The organism is Nitrospira sp. SG-bin1, assembly GCA_002083365.1.
Lineage (GTDB): Bacteria > Nitrospirota > Nitrospiria > Nitrospirales > Nitrospiraceae > Nitrospira_D.
On record LVWS01000019.1, the window covers coordinates 68918 to 89640 of the forward strand.

Annotated in this window: 23 protein-coding genes and 1 tRNA gene; 15 read left to right on the forward strand and 9 right to left on the reverse strand. The window is 56.8% G+C overall.

All coding sequences use genetic code 11. The features are described 5' to 3' along the window. The first annotated feature begins 19 nt into the window (after window positions 1–19). Window positions 20–1579 carry a hypothetical protein gene (locus A4E19_16810; GenBank protein ID OQW35231.1) on the forward strand — a complete coding sequence of 520 codons (1560 nt, stop codon included), beginning with the start codon at window positions 20–22 and terminating at the stop codon, window positions 1577–1579. A 20-nt stretch (window positions 1580–1599) separates the two neighbouring features. Here A4E19_16810 and A4E19_16815 read toward each other — a convergent pair whose 3' ends face one another. Together A4E19_16815 and A4E19_16820 are read right to left on the reverse strand one after the other, a co-directional pair. Further along, a complete protein-coding gene (locus tag A4E19_16815; GenBank protein ID OQW35232.1) occupies window positions 1600–1797 on the reverse strand; it encodes a hypothetical protein in 198 nt (65 codons plus the stop codon). A 309-nt stretch (window positions 1798–2106) separates the two neighbouring features. Then, entirely contained in the window at window positions 2107–2457 is a 351-nt protein-coding gene (locus A4E19_16820) for a MarR family transcriptional regulator (protein ID OQW35233.1), read from the reverse strand. Between the two features lie 124 nt (window positions 2458–2581). Here A4E19_16820 and A4E19_16825 point away from each other — a divergent pair, with 124 nt between their 5' ends. Beyond that, the gene (locus A4E19_16825) at window positions 2582–3448 is read left to right on the forward strand and encodes a quercetin 2,3-dioxygenase (protein ID OQW35234.1); all 867 of its coding nucleotides are present in this window, start codon (window positions 2582–2584) and stop codon (window positions 3446–3448) included. Between the two features lie 239 nt (window positions 3449–3687). Here A4E19_16825 and A4E19_16830 read toward each other — a convergent pair whose 3' ends face one another. After that, complete coding sequence (locus A4E19_16830; protein ID OQW35235.1) at window positions 3688–4713, reverse strand: hypothetical protein; 1026 nt, start codon at window positions 4711–4713, stop codon at window positions 3688–3690. Between the two features lie 398 nt (window positions 4714–5111). On the opposite strand from A4E19_16830, the gene A4E19_16835 reads away from it, so the two are divergent. From A4E19_16835 to A4E19_16865, 7 genes are all read left to right on the forward strand, one after another. Beyond that, complete coding sequence (locus A4E19_16835; protein ID OQW35236.1) at window positions 5112–5384, forward strand: hypothetical protein; 273 nt, start codon at window positions 5112–5114, stop codon at window positions 5382–5384. 17 nt (window positions 5385–5401) lie between these two features. After that, complete coding sequence (locus A4E19_16840) at window positions 5402–5968, forward strand: peroxiredoxin (GenBank protein ID OQW35237.1); 567 nt, start codon at window positions 5402–5404, stop codon at window positions 5966–5968. Continuing rightward, window positions 5968–6261: a hypothetical protein gene (locus A4E19_16845; GenBank protein OQW35238.1), complete on the forward strand. Its 294-nt coding sequence runs from the start codon at window positions 5968–5970 to the stop codon at window positions 6259–6261. The genes A4E19_16840 and A4E19_16845 overlap by 1 nt, the downstream gene beginning before the upstream one ends. A 95-nt stretch (window positions 6262–6356) precedes the next feature. Then, window positions 6357–6623, forward strand: coding sequence for a thioredoxin (locus tag A4E19_16850; GenBank protein OQW35239.1), 267 nt, complete (start codon window positions 6357–6359; stop codon window positions 6621–6623). 179 nt (window positions 6624–6802) lie between these two features. After that, window positions 6803–9976 (forward strand): hypothetical protein, encoded by a 3174-nt coding sequence (locus A4E19_16855; GenBank protein OQW35240.1) that lies wholly within the window; start codon window positions 6803–6805, stop codon window positions 9974–9976. Further along, entirely contained in the window at window positions 9969–13316 is a 3348-nt protein-coding gene (locus tag A4E19_16860) for a hypothetical protein (protein ID OQW35241.1), read from the forward strand. The genes A4E19_16855 and A4E19_16860 overlap by 8 nt, the downstream gene beginning before the upstream one ends. 18 nt (window positions 13317–13334) lie before the next feature. Then, window positions 13335–13712: a hypothetical protein gene (locus tag A4E19_16865; protein OQW35242.1), complete on the forward strand. Its 378-nt coding sequence runs from the start codon at window positions 13335–13337 to the stop codon at window positions 13710–13712. 87 nt (window positions 13713–13799) lie between these two features. Here A4E19_16865 and A4E19_16870 read toward each other — a convergent pair whose 3' ends face one another. After that, window positions 13800–14600, reverse strand: coding sequence for a prolipoprotein diacylglyceryl transferase (locus A4E19_16870; protein OQW35260.1), 801 nt, complete (start codon window positions 14598–14600; stop codon window positions 13800–13802). 210 nt (window positions 14601–14810) lie between these two features. On the opposite strand from A4E19_16870, the gene A4E19_16875 reads away from it, so the two are divergent. Then, window positions 14811–15023, forward strand: a complete 213-nt coding sequence (locus tag A4E19_16875; protein ID OQW35243.1) for a hypothetical protein — start codon at window positions 14811–14813, stop codon at window positions 15021–15023. A 40-nt stretch (window positions 15024–15063) separates the two neighbouring features. Beyond that, window positions 15064–15333, forward strand: a complete 270-nt coding sequence (locus A4E19_16880; GenBank protein OQW35244.1) for a hypothetical protein — start codon at window positions 15064–15066, stop codon at window positions 15331–15333. 63 nt (window positions 15334–15396) lie between these two features. On the opposite strand, the gene A4E19_16885 is transcribed toward A4E19_16880, so the two are convergent. The 3 genes from A4E19_16885 to A4E19_16895 are packed head-to-tail and all read right to left on the reverse strand — an operon-like array spanning window position 15397 to window position 17824. Continuing rightward, on the reverse strand, window positions 15397–16197 hold the full coding sequence (locus A4E19_16885) for a hypothetical protein (protein OQW35245.1): 801 nt from the start codon (window positions 16195–16197) through the stop codon (window positions 15397–15399). Further along, window positions 16160–17191, reverse strand: coding sequence for a hypothetical protein (locus tag A4E19_16890; GenBank protein OQW35246.1), 1032 nt, complete (start codon window positions 17189–17191; stop codon window positions 16160–16162). Before A4E19_16890 ends, A4E19_16885 begins: the two co-directional genes overlap by 38 nt. 51 nt (window positions 17192–17242) lie before the next feature. Continuing rightward, window positions 17243–17824, reverse strand: a complete 582-nt coding sequence (locus A4E19_16895) for a hypothetical protein (GenBank protein OQW35247.1) — start codon at window positions 17822–17824, stop codon at window positions 17243–17245. 181 nt (window positions 17825–18005) lie between these two features. On the opposite strand from A4E19_16895, the gene A4E19_16900 reads away from it, so the two are divergent. Continuing rightward, window positions 18006–18095, forward strand: a tRNA-Leu gene (locus A4E19_16900). 326 nt (window positions 18096–18421) lie between these two features. Then, a complete protein-coding gene (locus A4E19_16905; GenBank protein OQW35248.1) occupies window positions 18422–18856 on the forward strand; it encodes a hypothetical protein in 435 nt (144 codons plus the stop codon). Window positions 18857–19139: 283 nt separating this feature from the next. Here A4E19_16905 and A4E19_16910 read toward each other — a convergent pair whose 3' ends face one another. Further along, window positions 19140–19328: a hypothetical protein gene (locus A4E19_16910; protein ID OQW35249.1), complete on the reverse strand. Its 189-nt coding sequence runs from the start codon at window positions 19326–19328 to the stop codon at window positions 19140–19142. A gap of 298 nt (window positions 19329–19626) precedes the next feature. Here A4E19_16910 and A4E19_16915 point away from each other — a divergent pair, with 298 nt between their 5' ends. Together A4E19_16915 and A4E19_16920 are read left to right on the forward strand one after the other, a co-directional pair. Beyond that, complete coding sequence (locus tag A4E19_16915; protein ID OQW35250.1) at window positions 19627–19860, forward strand: hypothetical protein; 234 nt, start codon at window positions 19627–19629, stop codon at window positions 19858–19860. A 78-nt stretch (window positions 19861–19938) separates the two neighbouring features. Then, entirely contained in the window at window positions 19939–20361 is a 423-nt protein-coding gene (locus A4E19_16920; protein ID OQW35251.1) for a hypothetical protein, read from the forward strand. 32 nt (window positions 20362–20393) lie between these two features. On the opposite strand, the gene A4E19_16925 is transcribed toward A4E19_16920, so the two are convergent. Continuing rightward, window positions 20394–20708 carry a hypothetical protein gene (locus A4E19_16925; GenBank protein ID OQW35252.1) on the reverse strand — a complete coding sequence of 105 codons (315 nt, stop codon included), beginning with the start codon at window positions 20706–20708 and terminating at the stop codon, window positions 20394–20396. Window positions 20709–20723: the final 15 nt, after the last annotated feature.

The following is a 20723-nucleotide window of genomic DNA, read 5'->3' on the forward strand; positions in this document are numbered from 1 at the left end:
CGAGCTCGGTGCAGCACCCATGAGGACCCTGCCGGCCTGGACCTTGCCTCTTCGCGAGTGGCAGCATCGTGCGTTGTCGGCGGTCTGTTCCCATCAGACCAAAGACTTTTTGGCGATGGCGACGCCTGCGGCGGGGAAAACACGTTTTGCGCTCCGCGTCGCGCACGAGTTCGTGGCAAAGCGGGCAGCCGTCAGAGTGTTGGTCGTCTGTCCGACGAATCACCTGCGCACACAATGGTCGGATGCCGCGGGGAAGATCGGGTTGCAGCTTGATCCGACCCTGACCAACGAACAGGCCGCCGAAGCGCCGGACTACCATGGCGCGGTGGTCACTTATCAGCAAGTCTGTCTCGCGCCGGCGAGTTTCCAGCGGGTGTGCAAGAGCAAGAGGACCTTGCTCATCTTCGACGAGTTGCATCACGCCGGCGATGGGAAGAATTGGGGGAAAGCACTGCGGTCGGCGTTCGAGCCGGCGGTGTTCCGGCTGATCCTCTCCGGAACTCCGTTTCGGTCGGACAACAATGCGATTCCCTTCATTCGCTATGAACATGGAGAAAGTCGGGCCGATTTCGCCTATGGGTACACCGACGCGATTCGGGACAACGTCTGCCGCCCGATCGTCTTTCCGAGCTACGAAGGCGAGCTGAGTTGGTTGTCTGATGGCCGCGAACATCAGGCGACCTTTGAGGACGGGTTGACGTTCAACCGGCAGCGGGAGCGGTTAAAGACGGCACTCCTTCAAGATACCTGGCTTGGGCCGGTGATCACCGATGCCCATGCGCAGCTGACAAGGCTTCGCAAGCAGGAGCAACCGGATGCCGGCGGGCTCATCGTCTGCATGGATCAGGACCATGCACGATGGGTGGCCGATTTGGTCGCTCGCGTGACCAGTACGAAGGCCGAAGTGGCCGTCTCGGACGATCCCGCCGCGTCGCGCACGATCGAGGAATTCGCCGGTCACAAGAAGCAGCAGTGGCTCGTGGCGGTGAACATGGTGAGCGAAGGCGTGGATATCCCGCGGCTTCGCGTCGGTGTCTATGGAACGAACGTGATCACGGAAATGTATTTCCGACAAGTAGTCGGCCGGTTCGTTCGGATGCAGGACGGGTTGCCCAAACCGCAACGGGCCTGGCTCTATCTGCCGAAAGATCCGATCCTCGTGCACTATGCCAAGCAGATCAAAGCAGAGCGCGATCACGTGTTGGAAGACATCATGCCGGCAGGGCAACGAGACCTCTTCGGTCGCGTCACGGTCTCGACTAATGAGTACATGCCGCTGATGGCTGTCGCCAGGATGGATAGTTTGATCGGCGAAGAGGAGGCACGAGGGGAGGGCGACGCGGGTGCTGTTACTGAACGAACTGTGTCGCTCCATCAGCAGAAGGAAGATCTGCGAGATCTTCATCGAATGCTCGTCAGTGCCGTTTCCAGAACCAGCGGAATCGATCATCGCCGGCTCAACGCGGAATTGATCGCCCGCACGGGAAGCCGCGTCGATCAGGCGACGACTGAGCAGCTTCGGAAGCGGATTCAACTCCTGGAGCGGTGGAAAGAGCGGGGATATGATGGGAAACGGTGAGGGAGTTCCGTGTTGGCTGATCAGTTCGTGACTACTTCTTTGTCGCGTAGGTGTTTGTCGAATATCAAAGGTCCAAACGAGAGAAGAGAGGCCAGAAACGCAGAGAACGAAAACCTGTTATCCCATTGATGTGTGGCCCGGAGCTTGGCCAACTGGCGGAGGTAGAGCAGAAATAAAATTCCGTGAATAGCCCCTACGACAGTCACGACCCTCGGCATCCCCCATTAAATACTTAAATACTTCATCAGCATCGCGATAAACAGCAACAGTAGAAATGAACTCCCTTCAGCCAAGCCGGTCATCCTGAATCGTCGGATCTGACTCCTCTACGCCATAATTCCTTCATGATATCGCCTGGACAGGCCTGGTACGGCTCCGAACCGGCGGGCATTGTCGGGAACTTTTGAACAAGTGTCAATCCGGTTGGATGCCCGGTGGTTTGACAGGTCCTTGGAGCCAAGGCATAGAGGCTATCTTTCCCGATAGAGGAGACGTTCATCTCTTGACCACCATGGTCCCTGCCCCTCTCATCCGTTGACGCTTCCGCTCTCGTTCGTCGGACGATGGACTTCCGCCCCGTGCTGTAGCGCCCATTCGTGCATAGCCGCCAGCACCGGTTCAAGCGACCGCCCGAGCGGCGTCAGTCTATATTCGACGCGCGGAGGAATCTCGCCGAAGTCTTCTCGCTCCACCAAGCCGTCCGCCTCCATCTCCTTGAGTTGTTTGGCCAGCGTCCGATGCGTGATGCCGGACAGGTCCCGTTGGAGCTGATTAAACCGTCGGTCACCTTGGAGCAGCCAAAAAATCACCATCACCTTCCAACGGCCCGAGATCACGTCGAGCGTGATTTCAGTCGGGCAACCGACTTGTTTGGTCATAACGGTATCCTCGGAGACCGTACTTGAGAAGCCTGTGGACCGTGCTTAGTATCTTACATAGGCGCGTCGGAGAATTCTCTCGCGGCGCGCGTCTTCATTTAGAGTGTAAACCGGAGGCATGAACATGAAGAAGATCGCACAGGTTATGCGTGCCAATGGCCGCCACTGGGTCGGCGACGGCTTCCCCGTCCGCTCGCTCTTCTTCTACGGCGGCGATGCGCAGGCTATCAGCCCATTCCTACTCTTTGACTATGCCGGGCCCCACGTCTTTGAGCCGGCAAACAGCCCCCGCGGTGTCGGGCAGCACCCCCATCGCGGCTTTGAGACCGTCACCATCGTATACGACGGCGAGGTTTCGCATCGGGACTCGACGGGGGCAGGCGGCACGATCGGCCCTGGCGACGTGCAGTGGATGACTGCCGCAGGCGGCATTATTCACGAGGAGTTTCATTCCGAGGCCTTCACCAAGACCGGTGGCCCATTCCGGATGGTCCAGTTGTGGGTGAACTTGCCGGCAAAGGATAAAATGGCGCCCGCCGGTTACCAGTCGATTACCAATGCCGACATTCCGGCCGTCGATCTCGATCAGGGCGTCGGCCGGGTGCGCGTCATCGCAGGCAACTTCGCAAGCACACGAGGCCCAGCGCGTACATTCAGCCCGGTGAATGTCTGGGATGTCCGGCTTAACCGAAACGCTGATCTCGTCCTTGACGTGCCTGAAGGCCATACAGCGATGATCGCGACGCTATCCGGCCATGTGACGATCAATGGCAGCGAACAGGCAGGGGAGGCGGAGGTCATCCGCTTCGAGCGAGATGGCTCGAAGGTCACTATTCATGCCGATGGCGACAGCATAGTACTGGTGCTAACGGGTGAACCGATTAAAGAGCCGGTTGTCGGCCACGGTCCTTTCGTTATGAATAGCGAGGCGGAGATCCGTCAAGCCATCGACGACTTTAACCGAGGCCGTTTCGGGCAGGTCGCGTATTGAATCGCATTGCGTCGCCCGACAGGGCGACGCAGCGGTGTGGTCAACTGGATCAATACGAGACATCTTCCATGGCCGCTCAGACCGAAAGATGAAAAATGTTGGCAGGGGAAAACTTTACCGCCAGGCGAATGCCGATGAGTGGCGATCGATTGCACAAATGCGCGACCGTCTGATCCACGGTTATTTTGGGGTAGATCATTATCCCGTATGGGATCGGGTGCACTCTGGTACACCCTCCTTTAATGAGCGTTCGTATCCGGCAGCCGGCTGATTCGTGGCCGGTCGAGAGAGACAAACTCGATATCTGCCACCACGCCGCGATGATCGGATGGCCAGAGGGCGTCGCCGTTCGGCAGGCGACCGGGTTGGTCGAATGCCAGACGGCTTGAATGCACGACCGGACTCTTATCGCTGTTTCCGTCGAACAAGAAAATAAAATCGACGCGGCGATCGGCGGTGGGCCATTCGACGTAGATGTTTTGCCAAACGGTCCCACCCGATACTCCGGGATTCGCGGCTCGGAAGACATCGATGAATCCCGGCTCTTTTTGCCATCCGGTGAGGACCGCAGATTGCTCTCCGGTATTCAAGTCGCCCATTAAGATCGCGCGTCCGGTCCCTCGGTGTTGACGGAACAGTTCTCCGACGCGCTGGAGCTGGCATTCATCTCCTTTCGACGTATGGGCGGAAAAAACATGGATCGGCCCATCCGGCGCCTTGATTTCAGCCCGCAGCAGGATGCGGGGATCCATGCGACGATGGCACCGAGGCAAGTCGTAGACCTCCGAGGCGACGATGGGATAGCGACTCAAAATAGCCGGTCCCTCTTTGAAACCGATGGCGGCGGTGATCAGCCGATCCAAGGGACTGATGCCGAAGATATGTTCCGTTGCGGGAGCAAAGACCATCTGGTACCCAAGCGCATCAGCGATTCGTTGCGGCACGTTGCCATGCTTTCGGCTGTCCGATGCTTCTTGCAGCGCGATCACGTCCGGTTGCAACCGGCGCAGTTCCTGGATGGTCAGGTCGAGTCGTTCGGCGAGATGGGTGCCGCTCTCGAAGAACCCTGACCATGGCCCATCGTGCAGCAAGTTGTAGGTCAGCACACGCAACGGGCCAGGCTGGCTTTGAGCTTGGACTGCCGCCGGTTCATGAATCAGAGCCGTCAGCAGAACAAAGACGACCCACAACGGCAGGAGGATCCATCGTGTCGTAGGAGAGGCAGAGCGGCTATAGGTCGGAACCGGTGAGCTGGTTGTAGACATCCATCGACTCATAGACGGCCGGGGAATCCCCGAGTAGGCAACGATGCCGTTATACGATATCGTCAGAGCATGCGATGGTGGATGATTATACTCTTGTCATTTGGATATGTCTTATCCGCGTCGGCGGCGGATGTCACGCCTCCGTCCCAATCGCCTCCATCAATAACCTCTCCCGACACTTCAACGGAGAAGTCACAGCCGGATGGTCCCCCGAGTATGAGTGACCCAGGGATGGTGAAACAGCCTGAGACGGTTCCTCATCCGGATTCTGTCGCCACTCCGCCAGTGATCGACCCCAAGATGGCCGTCGATCCTGAAGCGAGGACCGAAGAGGAGCGACATCCCATGCTCCCTCCTCGGCAAGCTTCGCCGCCGAGACAGGAGGCACGATAGAGACTATGTCCATCAGTCCTGATGCTCAACAAGACATGAAGGACATGGTGGTGGCCGGATGTCGTGTACAGTTGGTCTTTCAGCGACAGGAGTCCGACAAATGGAGCGGGCAAGGAACCGTGCGTTGCGGGTTAGACGAGAATGCCGCCGAACGATCGTTTCGGACCGGCTCATATGGCACGCGTGACGAGGTGGAAGAAGAAGCGCTGAGACGAGTGGCCGATTTGTTGGGAAACAATGTCGATCGGAACACCAGTCGAGTGAATAACTGGAGCTGATACGGGAGAGGAACTCAATGCCGATGATCGGACAACTGATCCCGGAAGGGACCTATCAGGCTTATCATCGAAACGAAATCCAACCGATAGCGTTGCGGAGTTACCAAGGGCGTTGGCTGGGGTTGGTGTTCTATCCCGGTGACTTTACGTTCATCTGTCCGACCGAGCTCGAGGACCTGGGCATGTTGTACCCGGAGTTTCAGAAGCTGAATGCGGAGGTGCTGGGCATCAGTTCGGATTCCGTGTACGTGCATAAAGCCTGGCGCGACACGTCTCCCGCGGTCAAAGATTTGCCTTTTCCGTTGGTCGCCGATCCTGGAGGACGCTTGGCCCAGCGGCTTGGCGTCTATCTCCCGCAGGACGGAGTGGCACTGCGGGGCAGCTTTCTCTTTGATCCGGACGGGAAGCTGTGCGTCTATGAGGTGCATAATAATTCCATCGGGCGTAACATGGAAGAGCTGCTTCGCAAACTGCAGGCCGCTATCTTCGTTCGCGACAACGGTGGTGTCGAAGTATGCCCGGCAGGATGGAAGCCGGGTGAAAAGACCTTGAAACCAGACCTCGATCTAGTCGGGAAAATCTGATGCGCGAGGGAACCATGGATTCGATGGGCAGAAGATCGTTCGTCCTCATCGTCGGGATAGGCCTCGTGACCTGCCTCGGTTGCATACCGAAGGAGACTCAAAACTCTCTGGCTCAACATACGGGACAAGCGGGGAGCACCATCGTGAGAACGGAGCCTCCCTACCATCATTCTCCCAATACTGCCGGTAACATCGTGGCCCCGCCAGGAAATCCGGCAGGGAATCCTGCCGGATCGCCTCCCATCATTAACGGCACGGAGAATCAGTCTGCCGGATGGCCGGCAGGGCGGTAACCTTCTGCTTGCAAAATCTCCGTGCGTGCTCCTTGCACCGACTTTTCAGCCGATGCTAAGATCTGGCTCAGTCTTCACTCGCCTCGTGGAGTGCTATGCCGAATATCACGTTGCTCGTGTCGCCGAGTTGTGGAGCCTGTCCTTCCGCGAAGAGCCTCTGGAAGCAGTTGCGTGTGAAGTACAGCTTCTCTTATCGCGAAGTAGATATCACCACAAAGGATGGACAGGAACTGGCTGACCGCCATTCTGTCAGAGCCGTCCCGGCAACGATCATCGACGGACGGTTGACCTTTGTCGGGGTGCCGAGCCGAGAAAGCGCGGAAAAGGCCATTCAATTGAAGATCAAACAACGGGAAGGGTAGGGACGCCATGGATGAAGATGATATTGAACTGCCGGTCCTTCCTAGAATCGATAAGGGGCCTCCCCCGGATTGTCCGATCTGCGGCGATCCCATGTCCTTCATCGACGGCGATTGGGCCTGTGTCGATTGCAACGGCGAGCTCTTGGGACCAGAGACCGGGTAGCGTACAATGACCCGCTATGTTGCGGGTCGTCACCGGTCAGTTTCATCCGGATCTTGAATCGGCTCTCGTCGATCGCCTTACGGGTCTCACGGCAACGGATCCCCTAGCGCCCCTTGCGATCTTCGTCCCTTCAAAGCCCCTCGCCGCTCGCCTTCGCACCTTGTTTGCGGTCGGACGGCGATTGTCGCTTCTGAACATCCACATCATGACTTTTCATCAGGTCGCTTTGCGGCTGGCGGAAGAGGTGCGAGTCGATCACCCCTTACCACGAATTGTAGATGAGCTGTTTTTCGAGCAATTGGTCCGCCACATTGTCCGCAGCCAGCTCTCCAGCCAGGCTCCGTTACAACGAATCGGACAATCTTCCGGGACATGGGGCGCGCTCTGGGCGACGATTCGCGACCTGAAGGATGCCGATGTCGATCCAGAACAGGCTCTGCAAGGTCTCCGTGATGGTTATTTTGAAGAAGAGGACCGGGAGTGGCTTGGCGCCCTCATTTCCCTGTACGCGGGGGTAAAGGAGGCAGGCAAGGCACTCGGGGTCGGAACACAAGACGATCTGGCCGAAGCGCTTATTCCCTTTGTCCTGACATCCTCATTCCTTCAGTCGTTGAAGGAGGTCTTCTATTACGGGTTCTATGACCTGACGCAGGTGCAGCTGTCGTTCTTTGAAGCGGTCAGCCGAGCGAAAAGCACCACGTTATTTTTCCCTTTGGAGGATGACTCTGCCTATGGGTTCGCCCGGCGATTTTTCGACCGCTACATCCAACCGCTGGTGGTGTCGGAGGAAACCACGATCCGATTGAAACACCGACTCTCCACCGTGGCCTCGCCTTCTGTCCACCTCACTGTACGGAGTACGATTGGGGCAGAGGAAGAACTGGCGACCACCTGCCGCGCCATCCTCGATCTGGTCGAAACGAACGGGTATCGATTTGACGAGATCGGCGTCACCGCTCGTACGCTCGATGCCTATAGCCCGTACCTCCAGTCGATCTTCGATCGTCATCGAATCCCGTTTCGTACGACCGCCTCGCGGCCGTTGATACAGGAACCGATCTGCAAACTCGTCTTGCAGCTGGCCTCCCTCCCGTTGAACGATTGGTATCGCACATCAGTGCTCGATGTTGTGACATCTCCCCTCCATGCCACCGATTTGTATGAGGAGTGGTGTGAGTCATACCGGCCCGAACAGTGGAAGCTGCTCGTTCAAACCCTCCATATCACTCACGGAGTCGAGGAGTGGAAACGGTTGGAGCGGGCAAGTCAAGCATCGATCATCCTCGATGGCGAGGAAAGTCCGGTCGAGGCTCCGACCATTGCACCGGAAGTGACCGGTTTGCTCTGGCAGGTGGTTTCACAGCTCATCCAAGACTGTTCGGGCTTGCCGTTGAGAGGGGCGATTGGGCAGCTGGTCACGGCTTGTCGAGGTCTCGTTGAACGGCATCTGCGTCGCCTTGAGACGGCGGCATCGACCGCCGAGGAGGGTGTTCAGCTTGCGCGCCAAGCCATGACATGGGATGCGCTCGATCACATGTGGATGACCCTCATGGAATTGGAGCCGCTCAACGAGGACATGACATGGGCCGAATTCGTCGAATTGCTGACGCATACCTTCGAGCGGACGGCGAAGCCGTTACACCATGGCTCCTCACAAGGGGTGACGGTGTGCGACGTCATGGCGGCTCGAGGGGTGCCGTTCAAAGCCTTGTTCGTCCTAGGCCTGAACGAAAAAGTCTTTCCCCGCGCTATCCGAGAGGACGCGTTCTTACGGGATGGCCACCGGCGTGTCCTCGATGCCACGCTTGGGTTTAAGATCGATGAGAAGCTGGCCGCTTACGGAGAAGAGACGTTGCTCTTTCACCTGTGTTGTCAGGCTGCTTCTCACCGGCTGTACCTGTCTTATCAACGGGCCGATGAATCGGGACGCATGCTGGCTGCCTCTCCCTATCTCGGGCAAGCCCGTCGTCGATTCAGCCAAGATGAGCGGCCGATAGACCTCGTCCCTCGACGCCTGACCGATCGCGTGTTGCAGCGGCCGACGATCAAACTGTTCCTCCCACCGGAAGAATTGACTCAGTGGTTGGCCATCAACGGGCAAGATCCGACCGATCTGGTACAAGCGCTCGGACGTGATGCGGAAACACTCCGCCATGCGGTGTCGGCCCTGGAACGTATCGAGGAGGACGGTACCGTACTGAACCTCTTCGACGGGATCACGGGAATGGTTGAGCCTCATTGGGCGCGGATCATCGAACGGGGTCTGGCCCCGACGCCGCTCGAACGGTATGCGCGCTGTCCGTTTCAATATTTCACCACGGATGTGCTGCGACTCGAACCGAGCCGCGTTGTGGTGTCGCAGGAGCCGGATGCGGCATTGGTCGGCACACTCTGTCACGCGTCATTGCGGCGCATCTATGAACAGCTTGTGAAGGAGGGGTGGCCGGTCGAACCGGTGGCCGGTCAGACGGTAGAGCAGACGATCCGCGGATCGGTGGAGCAGGCGGCGGCGGACTTAGAGTCACAGCATCGGACGGGCCACTATCTGCTATGGGAGTTGGCGAAAGAACTGATCGCGACATTGGTGAAGGCGGCGGTGGAAGCGGATGAAGCGGAACAGCATGAGCATGCGTACCTGCCTGTCGCCTTTGAAGTGAATGGAGAAGGAGCGGTTCCCGGCATTCTCGACGAAGGGTTGCTGAAGGTTCGCGGCCGCATCGACCGGCTGGACCGACACCGCACTTCCGGAGCACTGCGTGTGCTCGACTACAAATTCAAAGTCGGCTCGGCAATGAAACCGGAGGATCGGAATCTGGTTCAATCGGCGATCCGTGGGTATCGGCTCCAACCGCCGCTTTACAGTCGTCTCACTGTTCCGGGTCTGCCGACACCGAGCCAGGTGCAGTTCCTGTTTCTCGCTCCCCAGTGGCCGACGGCCATCAGTCGTTCGACGTTTGAGGCGGCGTCCAAGTCGTCCGATGCCGACACCATGATCTGGCACACGATCAGAACGTTGGTCGACGGCATACGCGCCGGCCGGTTCTTCATTTTTCCTGACGGCTATTGCGACGGCTGTGACTTTCGTGTGGTCTGTCGCCGGGAACATGCGCCGACGTGGTGGAGAGCGTATCGGGCGGCCGAGCCAAAAGCACTCAAGATGCTTCGCACGCAAACGATTGCCGATGACTGAGGATTGTCACATATCGGATCGCGCGGCTCGAGAGTCGGCCGAGACGATCTTCGATCGCAACGTCGTGGTCGTGGCGGGAGCCGGAACCGGCAAGACCACCTTGCTCGTGAATCGTCTCGTGCATCTGTTGATGAAAGAACCCGCTCCGATCCGTATCACACAGGTCGTCGCTCTGACCTTCACCAACAAGGCGGCGACTGAAATGAAGGTGCGACTGCGCGAACGACTGGCGGTGCTTGCCCGGCCGGCAACCGATGCGGTGCCGCCGAGCGACGGAGGAGCCGTCTCGTGCCGCGATCTCCAGTTACGCTATGGATTGAGCATCGACGAGATCGTTACACGCGCTCAGGCAGGCCTCAACGACATTGAAAAAGCCCAGATCGGCACTCTCCATAGTTTTGCCGCGCACCTGCTGCGCCTTCATCCGCTGGAAGCCGGGGTCGATCCCGATTTCAAGGAAGACGACGGCTCACGATTTGAAGAACAATTCGCCGCCGCTTGGGAGTGCTGGCTCGATCATGAATTGAGCCGGGCCGGACAGCACCATCTTCTCTGGCGAGCGATCTTGTCGGCGACTACTCTCGAGTCGCTCAGAACGTTGGCGCGGTCGTTGTGCGGCGAATTGGTCGATCTCGACGCTGTACAGCGGCAACTCGCTTCGACAGCGATGACTCCGGCCCTCTCGAACTGGATTCGGAACATGGGTGACCGAGCGGAGCAGCTCTTGAAAACGTATGACCGGCCGAAGCGCCGCAAGGCGGAGCACATGTTGGCGGCGGCGGCGGCGGTGATGCGACTTGTGTCCGACAGCGGATTAGCTGGTCGGCGAAATGTGACGGCCGAAGAACGGGAATGGCTCGACAAGGATCTTGGAAACACGGTGGCTGGATGGGAGAAGGGCGATTTTAAAGAGGCCGCTTGGCTCATCCAGAGCGCGCAACAGCTTCTGTTGGTCGACCATGCATTCTGGAACGATCTTCTGACTCTGCTCATTCCGGTGGTGCGGAACATTCGTGAAACTTTTTCGCGGCAGGGCCGACTGTCGTTTGACGGGCTGCTGGCACGGGCACGGACCCTTCTCTTCGAACATCCGTCCGTCCGTGAACGGATCAAGCGGGAGTATCGAGCCGTGTTGGTCGATGAATTCCAAGACACGGATCCCGTGCAGTACGAAATCATCCTCGCGGTTTCCGAGCGGCAAGGCAGCCACGCGATCGACTGGTTCGAGATGGGTCTCGAACCGGGGAAACTCTTTATTGTCGGAGATCCCAAACAGTCGATCTATGCCTTTCGGCGTGCCGACATCGAAGCCTTCGACCGAGTCGTAGAAAAGGTCGTGACTGAAGGAGGAGTGGCCCACACGTTGACGACGAACTTTCGAAGCGATGCGGCGGTTTTGGAACCGGTGAATGACGTCTTCGATCGACTGTTCGAACGGAAGCCGTTGGTTCAGCCGGCGAATGTTCGTCTGGAAGTGCGGCCACGGAGACGCCCGGCCTCGATCGAGCCGGGAGTCCGTCTCAGCGTGACCGCCCCGGGCGGCGAAGATGAGACATTCGATGCCGCCGGGGCGACAAGAGCCGAGAGCGAAGTGCTGGCTCGCTGGTTGACCGATGAGGTCCTGAACCAGCCGTCAGTGAAGCCGGGCCACGTGGCGTTGTTGTTCAGAAAACTCACGCAAGCCGATGCGTATCTCGATGCCTTGCGCCGGCACGGCATCGCCTACACCATTGAAGGGGAAAAACACTTCTATCGTCGCCAAGAGGTGATCGATCTCGTGAACCTGTTGCGGGTTTTGGATCATCCGCATGACGAGATCGCCCTGGCCGGCATTCTTCGTTCACCCCTGGGAGGGCTGTCGGATCGGGATCTCTATGAGCTCAAGCAGGCGGGGCATTTCAATTATCTCCGCGCGGCACGTCTCGAGGGATGGCCCCATTCTCGCGCCACGCCTGTTCGGCAACTATACGAACATCTGGCTTGGCTTCATCGTGCTATCGCGGTTCTTCCATTGGCGGAGACCATCGAACTGATATTTGACCGATTGCCGGTTCTCGACCTGGCTGCGGCGTCGCTCCATGGCGAGCAAGCCGTGGCGAATCTTATCAAAGTCAAACAGACGGCTGCGTCATTGGCGGACCGGCCTCACATGACGATGAGCGGATTTGTAGAAATCATGATCGCCCGGATCGAAGAACAACCGGATGAATCGGAGAGTCCTCTCGCCGAGGAGTCGCTCGAAGCCGTGCATGTCTTGACGATTCATAAGGCCAAAGGGTTGGAATTTCCCATCGTCGTGCTGCCGGGCCTCCATCAAGGGGCCGGACGAGAGCGGGGTACGCAGCAGGTCGCTTATGACTGGTCGAGCGGAACGTATGGGCTTTCCTTGGACCGACATCGGTCCCTCGGCTCGTTGTTGGTTCAGCACAAGCTGCGGGTGCGTGAAGAGGCGGAACGCCGCCGTGTCCTCTATGTGGGAATGACCAGGGCCAAAGAGTTGTTGCTGCTGTCCGGTGGGATCACCACCCGTTCGGTCGGCGAAACGGTGTTCGACCTGCTCCGGAACATCGGAACGGGAGAGATCGGGGCGTCCTCGACGGAGGCCTTGAAGGTAGGCGACAGCGTGGTTCCCCATCGAGTCATCAGAGCGCCGGAGCGAAAATGGCCGCGGCGGCGTTTGGACAGAGTGGCCGATGCGGCCTTGATTGATCTGCAAGAGATTGTCGAACGGTGGGAGAAAAGGACCACCCGATGGAACGAGGTGCGCGAGACCCCACATCACCTGACACCGACGACGTTGGGGAAACGAGAGCGGTGGGTTATACAAAAGACCACGCCGGTCCGGCCGGACGTGGAGACGGCACGGTTGACCGGCGTGGTGGCTCACCGAGTCCTCGAACGGTGGGACTTTTCGCAGGACTCCTCTGGATTATTTGTTCACGTTGCCTCGACCATTCAGGCGCTGCTCGGGACGGCTGATCAGTCTCTGGCTGGTGCGGTTGCCGAGTCCGTGAACGATCTACTTGCCATGTTCAGTCGATCGGAAGCCTACGCGCGCCTCCGTTCATCCCACATCCTCGGCCGAGAGGTCCCATTCGTCATGCCGTGGGGCGATCGGCAAGTCATGGAAGGCGTCATCGACATCCTCTACCGGCTGAATGGAGAGATCTGGATAGCCGACTATAAGACTGACGCGATATCGGCCGAGCAGGCAACGGCTCGGGCCCAACAATATCGTCCGCAAAGTGAGGTCTATAAAGCCGCTGTCAAACAGACCCTGGGGACTGAGCCGCGGTTGCACTGTCTGTTTCTGCGGTGTGGAGCGGCAGTAGAATTATGATGATCAGGGACAGTTGAAATGGCCGGACGGAAGCATATCTCATCTGAAGATTTTGCACGGCTGGTTCAGCAGGCGATCGCCGACCTGCCGCCTCCCTATGCCAAATTGATGGAATCCATCGCGGTCGTCGTGGAGGAAGAACCGCCGCAAGATGTGTTGGAGGAGCTTGATCTCGACAAAGAAGACGACTTGCTCGGCCTCTATCAAGGCCAGCCGTTGACGGCTGATTCGTTCTTCAGGCCAGGAGGGGAGCCCCCGCCACAAATTTCCATCTATCGCGGACCGATCCTTCGTTGTTGTGAAAGTCCTGAAGAAGTCGTGCAGGAAGTGCGTGATACCGTTGTCCATGAATTGGGCCACCATGTGGGTCTCGACGATGACGACATGCCGTACTAAATCAAGACGTCTTGAGTGCGTAGTTGTGAATGTTAAGTTCCAAGGTCCAGTCCAAAGAACTAAACACTCACCACTCAAAATTATGAACTATTCTGCCGCATTCTGAGTCCGCAACCGTGCTCGTTGATAGCCTAAGATCAGCATGACGGAGCCGAGGACGATCATGGGCAAGGACAGGATCTGGCCCATGGTAATAGGTCCCAGAATAAAACCCAGGTGTTGATCCGGTTCACGGAAGAGTTCGACGATCAGTCGACTGAGGCCGTAGCCGGTAATGAAGCTCCAGAAGATCGTGCCGGGTGGGGTTGGACGTCGATCGATCCACCATAGCACGGTGAACAACACGAAGCCTTCCAGCACGGCTTCATACAGTTGAGAAGGGTGGCGGCACATAGGCCCACCGGCCGGAAAGACCATGCACCAGTCCACGTCGGTGGATCGACCGAAGAGTTCACCGTTGATGAAATTTCCAATCCGACCGCAACCCAAGCCGATCGGTGTGACGCCGGCCGCCAGGTCCGCGACCGTATAGACGGGAATCCCCCGTTTTCGGCTGAACCAGATCAGCGCGATAACCGTCCCGAGGAGCCCTCCGTGGAAGGACATGCCTCCTTCCCAGACCGCGAGGAGCTTCAGCGGATTCTGGCTGTAGTACGAAAAGTTGTAAAAGAGTGTGTAGCCGATCCGCCCACCGAGAAATACGCCGAAGGCGGCGTAGACGACCATGTCATAGATTTGATCCTTCCGGATTTCCAACCCTTTGTGTGTGACTTTGCGTTGAATGAGGAAGTACGCCGCGGTCAGGCCGATCAGATACATCAACCCATACCAGCGGAGCTGAATGGGGCCAAGTGCGACGAGCACGGGGTCGATATTTGGGTAAGGGATAGCGGCTAGCGGACCCATGAATCGGCTTCCCGAACAATCCTTTCCGAGACAGCGTCGTTAGATCGAAAGGAACACAAAGATTGAATCATCTTCCGCATCTTTACGGGCTCGGCAAAACTTGCCGCAGGATAATACGGGGGCTTACGTATCAATGCAAGCTCGACGAAGATTAGAAGCTGCTAAACTACTGGCGCAGGAGAATCGGCTTCCATGGCTGATTTCCAAGGACGGGTGGATGGAAAGTGTTGGCTTTCTGAAACGACTGTGCCCCGTTCTGTCGATAAAATGAGACCAAAAATTAGTCACTTCTCATTGACAAAAAAAGTCCTGAGCGATTTTTCCGCGGAAAATGGATTCCCTGCGAGCATTCCGATCCTGGCACAGAGCATGCTGAAAGACCTGGACGATAGGGAGAGTTCCTAAACGATCTTCCGGCTCATTCACCATCATGAGGAGGTTCATCATGTCGGAGCAGGGGAATCAGGTCGCCAAGGCAGCAGCACTCATTGCCGGTGGGGCGGTCATCGGAGCGGGACTCGGGCTCCTCTTCGCTCCGCAGACCGGTGCGGAAACTCGTCGGAACATCGGCCGCTATGCCCGCAAGGCCCAGGTGCAGACCAGCCGGTGGGGCCGCGCGGTCAAGTCGGGCGTAGAAGAGGTGTTGAACCGCAAACCTGCACCGGAGAAGGGGCGTGAAGACCAGCGGCCGCAACTCGCCGCAGTGTTGAACTGACCTCCTCGACGATCATCGGTGGCAGTCACCCCGTCGCTCTCCTCCGTCGGCACGGGCTGACTGCTATCGATGGTCCGAGGGGATCTGAATACTGATGGCCCCCGCCAGTTCTCCTGCCCGAGCCCCTTCTCTCGGATAGCCGGAAATATCAAGGATGCCCTTGGGGCTTCCATGACAGGTGAGACAATCTTCCGAATAGTAGATCGGCATCACGGTTCTGAGTAACCGTCCACCGTCGACCCATTCGACCACCGGAGCGCTGGGCGGCGGTTCGTTCGCAAGCCGTTTCAGGACCGTTTCCTCATATGCGTCCGGAGCATTCTTCAAATTCCGCGGGTCGAGAGTCGTCTGCTTCATCGTGACCTTCGATTGCTTCGAGAATTTCCGGGCGGCCTGGCTGCCGAACGAGGCGGGTATAAAATTTTTGTATCCGATTCCTCGTTGATTGATCACCAACTGAGCGTCTGCCACGACCTCTTTGCTCGCGAGAAGCAGCATGGTCAATAGATTTCTTGTCGGAGAAGGCAGCCGGGAAGGAGGATGCTTCAGATCAATATGGCTCTGCTGAAAAAACTCATCAAGGACCAGTCGTTCAAAGACCTCGGGCGTGAATCCTTTATCGCCTTTACCCGGGTCGTTGATCAATGATTGATTCCGCTCGATGACGACACGCCCCGCATTCAGAAACGTCGCCAGGAGTTGGGCAGCCTGTTCGCTGTCTTTTTGTGAGGTTTGCGCAAAGACGCTCTGGGACCACATGAGTAGGAAGACCAAGCTCAGCGATAGACATGTCTTTGAGACAGCGATCATGAGCACCTCAGCTTTCTCATTGTCCCCCCGCCAGACGGCATTGTCCTTGATCATAATGCTGGGGAACTTGCGTCACCTCCAGGGGCAGTCCCTCGCTCGTCGCCCGCCGAGTAGGGGCGTATTCCGCTTCAAGCCATCTCCGACGCATGTGCTTCAGTCGACCCGACTCTTCGAGACGAAACAACAGGTTGTTCAAGAACCATTGTAACCGCCTGTGGTCGTCGCTTGTCACGATGGAAAGATCCTCACGAGTCAGAACCAAGGGGGTGCCGTCGATGTGCGTCAAGAGCCGCCAATCTTGCCAGACTCGTTTCGTCACGTACTCGAGGATGGAATGGTTGGTCAGGATAACGTCGATATTCAGGTCCTTCGTTTCGATCGAGGCGGGAAGTGAATCGCAGATGACCATGCGGATGTGCTTGAGGTTGGCTTCGGCGTACAGGTGAGAGGATCGTCCCTTCTGTACGGCGACGGTCAATCCGGCAAAGCCTTCCTGGATCGCAGTCAACGTATCCGCCTGTCCGCTCTGCTTTTGAAATGGCTTCAGGACTCGCTCCGCTACTTCAGGCTTTTGAATGATGGCTGCGACACCGTCTTCATGAAAATAGGGCGGGGAAAACCACAGGCCCGGCGGCCTTGCGCCGGGGACGGTTCCGCTGACGGAGGAGACGAAGAGATCGAGTTGTCCTTCGTTCATCTTGATGAACAGATCAGGAAATCGAGTCACGTGCAAGGTCGGAACAACGGGGCTGGTTCTGCCGCAATGAGCGGTGAGCGCATCGGCTATTTCTCGGATGAGTTCGACATCCAGGCCTGTGACGCGAATGCCTTCGTCGGTGTACACGGCGGGAAAGACAAATGGTCGGAACGGCTCGACGGAAATGCCGACACGTAGCCGCGCGCGCGAGCAGATCGACGACAATTCATCATGGGTCAGCGGGTGTATGAGCTCTACGGCATCATACACCAGCCCGCATCCATGCAGAGGGACGCCCAGCGTCGTCAGGACCAGCAAAACGAGAAATCTTTTGATGGCGTACAGGCTCACGCCGCATATCCTCCATGTCTTGATATGTCGTCATGACCAAGAGTCATCGGTTTAAAACCGAACGCCTATGGTGAAGAGCCATTGTCGTGACAAGTCGGACTTGCCCTGGAAATCGATCTCGAATCTGGTGTACTGAAGGCCCATATCGACGGAAAACCCCTGGGCGACAGGAAATCGTACGCCGATCTGTCCTCCGTACAGGTAACCTGGTGAAAGAGCTCCTCTTCCCGGCAGGGTTCCCCCCAGCATCGCCCCGACATACGGTACCGCTCGGTGCTCCAACGGTCCGAAAAGCACGTGTCGCAAGATGCGACTGATCGGCTTGCCGCTGGGAAAATCCAACAAGTCGATGAAATTGTTCCAACGCGGGTTCGCATACAAAGAATGTTGGTCGGTGATAAAGGTAGGTGTATGGTGACTGTAATATTGGTAGATGCCTCTCAGTTCGATGGGGCCATAGCGAAGTGCGGTAATTCCGGCTTGAACGGCGATGATTCTGCGGGTGGGCGCAAAGGAGCGATCGTTGAATGACACGTCGAAACTGAACGGGCGAAGCGGCAAGATATCGAGAACCGCCTCTTGGCCCACCGCTTCAATCGGCAGCGCCATTGCGAGGGCGAAAGTACCCACCACGTACCATGAAATGTGCCTCCGCAGCGAGCCACCTCCCTCTCTCGCATCGCTTTACCGATACCGGTCGCTTGTCATTCGCATTGTAGCGTAACCGCAGTATCTTTTTCATGGTGGCCGGCTCGCGACGGGCCGCTAGAAAATTGGCGGTGTGCCATCGTCGCTGTGTTAAAATCGCTCTCTTGCCGGAGTGGCGGAATAGGCAGACGCAAGGGACTTAAAATCCCTCGGGTCCAAAAGGCCCGTACCGGTTCGATCCCGGTCTCCGGCACCACGTAACGCTGAAAAGTCAATACGAGATATGCGTTTCGCATCTTGATGGTCCTTGATTGTGTGAAGTGGTACACAAAAAGGCCGTCAAGTGATACATTTTCCCCCCGCTCACCGACCTAGCATCTAACGCTGCTTGCTCCAAGCCACGCTTCAATTCTGCGATTCGCTCTATGTTAAACGTATTTCGATCTACTCTGGTAAATGGTTGACTGACTAATGGCGGTCTATTGCCTGTATGTGGGACACCATCAGCCAGGGCATCGACCAGTAGAATGTGATGAAGCAATCCTGTGTAATCACTATACGCAATCACACAGGGTTACCTTCATGGCTGACGTTGGGTTGTTGCTTGGGTTGGGTAATGGGCGGCAAGGCGCCGTCGCGGTACTTGCCACCGCTCGGATACCTATCGCCCGCAATTGTGCAGCGGAAATAACCAGATATACTTTGCTGATGAAATCTACAAAATACAATCTTTGGCAGGACGATAACGGGGCGTGGCGTGGCTATCTGGAGGGATACCCGCAGTATGAGATCGATGGAGAGTCGTTCCAAGAACTGCAGGGTAAGCTATGGCAATTGCATCAGGAGCTCACTGCTGATGAAGTCGAACAAGAACAGAACCAGCCTGAACGACAGCTCTTCGAGCGCAGGGAAGACCCTTCGTCACCCGCTAGGGTACCCCGCCCCATGTCGCATGCTCAAATCAAGCGAAGGGCACGGGTAGAGCAACTCATGTTTGCCTTGATCAGCAATCCATGAATGCGACGAATGCACCCTTAACGTGACTTGATAATCCCTTTCATCCCGACCAGCTCAGAAAAGGCCTCTTCAATGATGGCAGGATAAGCCGAGGTACCCCGGGATTATAGTAGAGGCTACTACGTAGAGGCGGTAAATTTTGACTTGGTTCCCTGCTACACTCTCAGATGAGAGCAGCAGAAGTAGAAACACCTCATGTTCCCCGCGTGTTCCCCACAGGCAACCCAGACGAGAAACCCGGCCTGCATTGCTCAGAGAACGGCTGATAAAGGGTTTTGGAGTTTCACGAAACTGTGTCTCTATCTGCCTTGGGAAACTTCTCAGCAAGCGCCGATAGGTAGTATTGGATAAAGGCCACTTCCATCGGCGTCAGTTCTTCTGCCTTCACACAGTACCCAAGTAGGCGTTCGGACGAGGTTGCGAATTGCTGTAACTCTTCACGTATGGAATTACAGATATTCCCGTTTTCCATGTCCGGTACCCTCCTGTATTAGGTGTGTGTGACGGCAATGATAAGCACTTGTCCGTGACGGTCAAGAGGGCGAAATAAAGGAGGGGAGAGTGGTACACAAAATTTCACTCTTTGACTGTAAGCCGTTGCAGGTGGTACAAAATTTCCCGCCAGTGTGGTACACAATTTCCCTTTTCAGAAAGTACCCCACTGATAAATCAAGGACTTCTGGACCACTGGGGTCGATCTTCTCCCCCGCGTTCCGGCACCAGCCATTGAGGATACCGTATCTGCCGCGAATGAATGTAATGAGGGATGCATGGATACAAAAAGCATTGTGATGTTTGTCGGTGGGGTAACGGCCCTACTTTTGGTGATTGGGATCGGGGCATGGGTGATGACGGCGCCTTTGGAAGCGGGAGTAGCAGAAACGAAACGGTGTAATGACTATGTGGTTGAGTTAGATCAGGTGAATAAGTACAAGTGGTTTTGGACGCCCTATCATCAGCGCATGGCGTTCAACACCTGCATCACCAAGAAAATAGGCCAGTAGAAGTAGTCGGCACTCATTCTCGTTCGTCACACCAGTCGCCGGGAGTTCTCTTCCAACACACGCATGAGCTGATGGTGTATGCCTCCCATTCGTGTCTTCCGCCACGGTGTCTTTCGAATTCTCCTTGCGTTCGCATTGTTACAGCTGTGGAATCCTGTGCCACTGTTCGCGGAATGGCTGCTCGTCGATAGGAACGACAAGGCGAAAATCTATGTTGATCCGGAAAGCATCCGCCGGAACGGCGAAGTGGTCAGCGTCTGGGTGTTGGATGATCTCAAGACGGCCCAGAACAGAGGGTTGAGCACGTTCTTATCCACTCGTGCCCAGGAAGAACACGATTGTTCACAAAAACGCTTTCGCCTTGTGGCGATTGAGCGGTTTGCCGGAAATATGGGGACCGGTAACTCAATCTATAAAAAGTCAGGTGAGTCACACTGGGCCCCCATCCCACGTGAGAGCATGGCGCAATCAGTTTGGAAATATGTGTGTGGGAAGAAGTGAGCGCACAGGGGGATGCCAGGTTCTCGGAGAGATCATGCCGGCCTTTGCTGCCCACAGTTCCAGCAGGAGGCAAATTGGCTTTCGTGACGCTCGTCGCAACCTGGGCATGTCCATGAGTCTTGGTTGGATGGCAGCAACACCAGGCCTTCTTCAAGTATTTTTCTTGCCCGATCACAGTCCTCGTCTTGGATGACCCACAGCTCTGGAAACACCTCAGTAAAGGGAATCTCTCCTGCCAGGCTCGACGAACGCTGGTTCTTAATCGTACAGGGGATCCCTGCCTCCTCAAGCCTCTCCTTGCGCATCTCGACTTCGATCAGGTGCTGAGCGACGAAGACCCTTTCCATTGAGAGCGAGTTTCC

What these genes read in the sequence shown, in the direction of transcription:
- A4E19_16810 (OQW35231.1), top strand. Translation starts at nt 20, where the DNA reads ATGAGGACCCTGCCGGCCTGGACCTTGCCTCTTCGCGAGTGGCAGCAT.
- A4E19_16815 (OQW35232.1), bottom strand. Translation starts at nt 1,797, where the DNA reads ATGCCGAGGGTCGTGACTGTCGTAGGGGCTATTCACGGAATTTTATTT.
- A4E19_16820 (OQW35233.1), bottom strand. Translation starts at nt 2,457, where the DNA reads ATGACCAAACAAGTCGGTTGCCCGACTGAAATCACGCTCGACGTGATC.
- A4E19_16825 (OQW35234.1), top strand. Translation starts at nt 2,582, where the DNA reads ATGAAGAAGATCGCACAGGTTATGCGTGCCAATGGCCGCCACTGGGTC.
- A4E19_16830 (OQW35235.1), bottom strand. Translation starts at nt 4,713, where the DNA reads ATGTCTACAACCAGCTCACCGGTTCCGACCTATAGCCGCTCTGCCTCT.
- A4E19_16835 (OQW35236.1), top strand. Translation starts at nt 5,112, where the DNA reads ATGTCCATCAGTCCTGATGCTCAACAAGACATGAAGGACATGGTGGTG.
- A4E19_16840 (OQW35237.1), top strand. Translation starts at nt 5,402, where the DNA reads ATGCCGATGATCGGACAACTGATCCCGGAAGGGACCTATCAGGCTTAT.
- A4E19_16845 (OQW35238.1), top strand. Translation starts at nt 5,968, where the DNA reads ATGCGCGAGGGAACCATGGATTCGATGGGCAGAAGATCGTTCGTCCTC.
- A4E19_16850 (OQW35239.1), top strand. Translation starts at nt 6,357, where the DNA reads ATGCCGAATATCACGTTGCTCGTGTCGCCGAGTTGTGGAGCCTGTCCT.
- A4E19_16855 (OQW35240.1), top strand. Translation starts at nt 6,803, where the DNA reads ATGTTGCGGGTCGTCACCGGTCAGTTTCATCCGGATCTTGAATCGGCT.
- A4E19_16860 (OQW35241.1), top strand. Translation starts at nt 9,969, where the DNA reads ATGACTGAGGATTGTCACATATCGGATCGCGCGGCTCGAGAGTCGGCC.
- A4E19_16865 (OQW35242.1), top strand. Translation starts at nt 13,335, where the DNA reads ATGGCCGGACGGAAGCATATCTCATCTGAAGATTTTGCACGGCTGGTT.
- A4E19_16875 (OQW35243.1), top strand. Translation starts at nt 14,811, where the DNA reads ATGGCTGATTTCCAAGGACGGGTGGATGGAAAGTGTTGGCTTTCTGAA.
- A4E19_16880 (OQW35244.1), top strand. Translation starts at nt 15,064, where the DNA reads ATGTCGGAGCAGGGGAATCAGGTCGCCAAGGCAGCAGCACTCATTGCC.
- A4E19_16885 (OQW35245.1), bottom strand. Translation starts at nt 16,197, where the DNA reads ATGATCAAGGACAATGCCGTCTGGCGGGGGGACAATGAGAAAGCTGAG.
- A4E19_16905 (OQW35248.1), top strand. Translation starts at nt 18,422, where the DNA reads ATGGCTGACGTTGGGTTGTTGCTTGGGTTGGGTAATGGGCGGCAAGGC.
- A4E19_16910 (OQW35249.1), bottom strand. Translation starts at nt 19,328, where the DNA reads ATGGAAAACGGGAATATCTGTAATTCCATACGTGAAGAGTTACAGCAA.
- A4E19_16915 (OQW35250.1), top strand. Translation starts at nt 19,627, where the DNA reads ATGGATACAAAAAGCATTGTGATGTTTGTCGGTGGGGTAACGGCCCTA.
- A4E19_16920 (OQW35251.1), top strand. Translation starts at nt 19,939, where the DNA reads ATGCCTCCCATTCGTGTCTTCCGCCACGGTGTCTTTCGAATTCTCCTT.
- A4E19_16925 (OQW35252.1), bottom strand. Translation starts at nt 20,708, where the DNA reads ATGGAAAGGGTCTTCGTCGCTCAGCACCTGATCGAAGTCGAGATGCGC.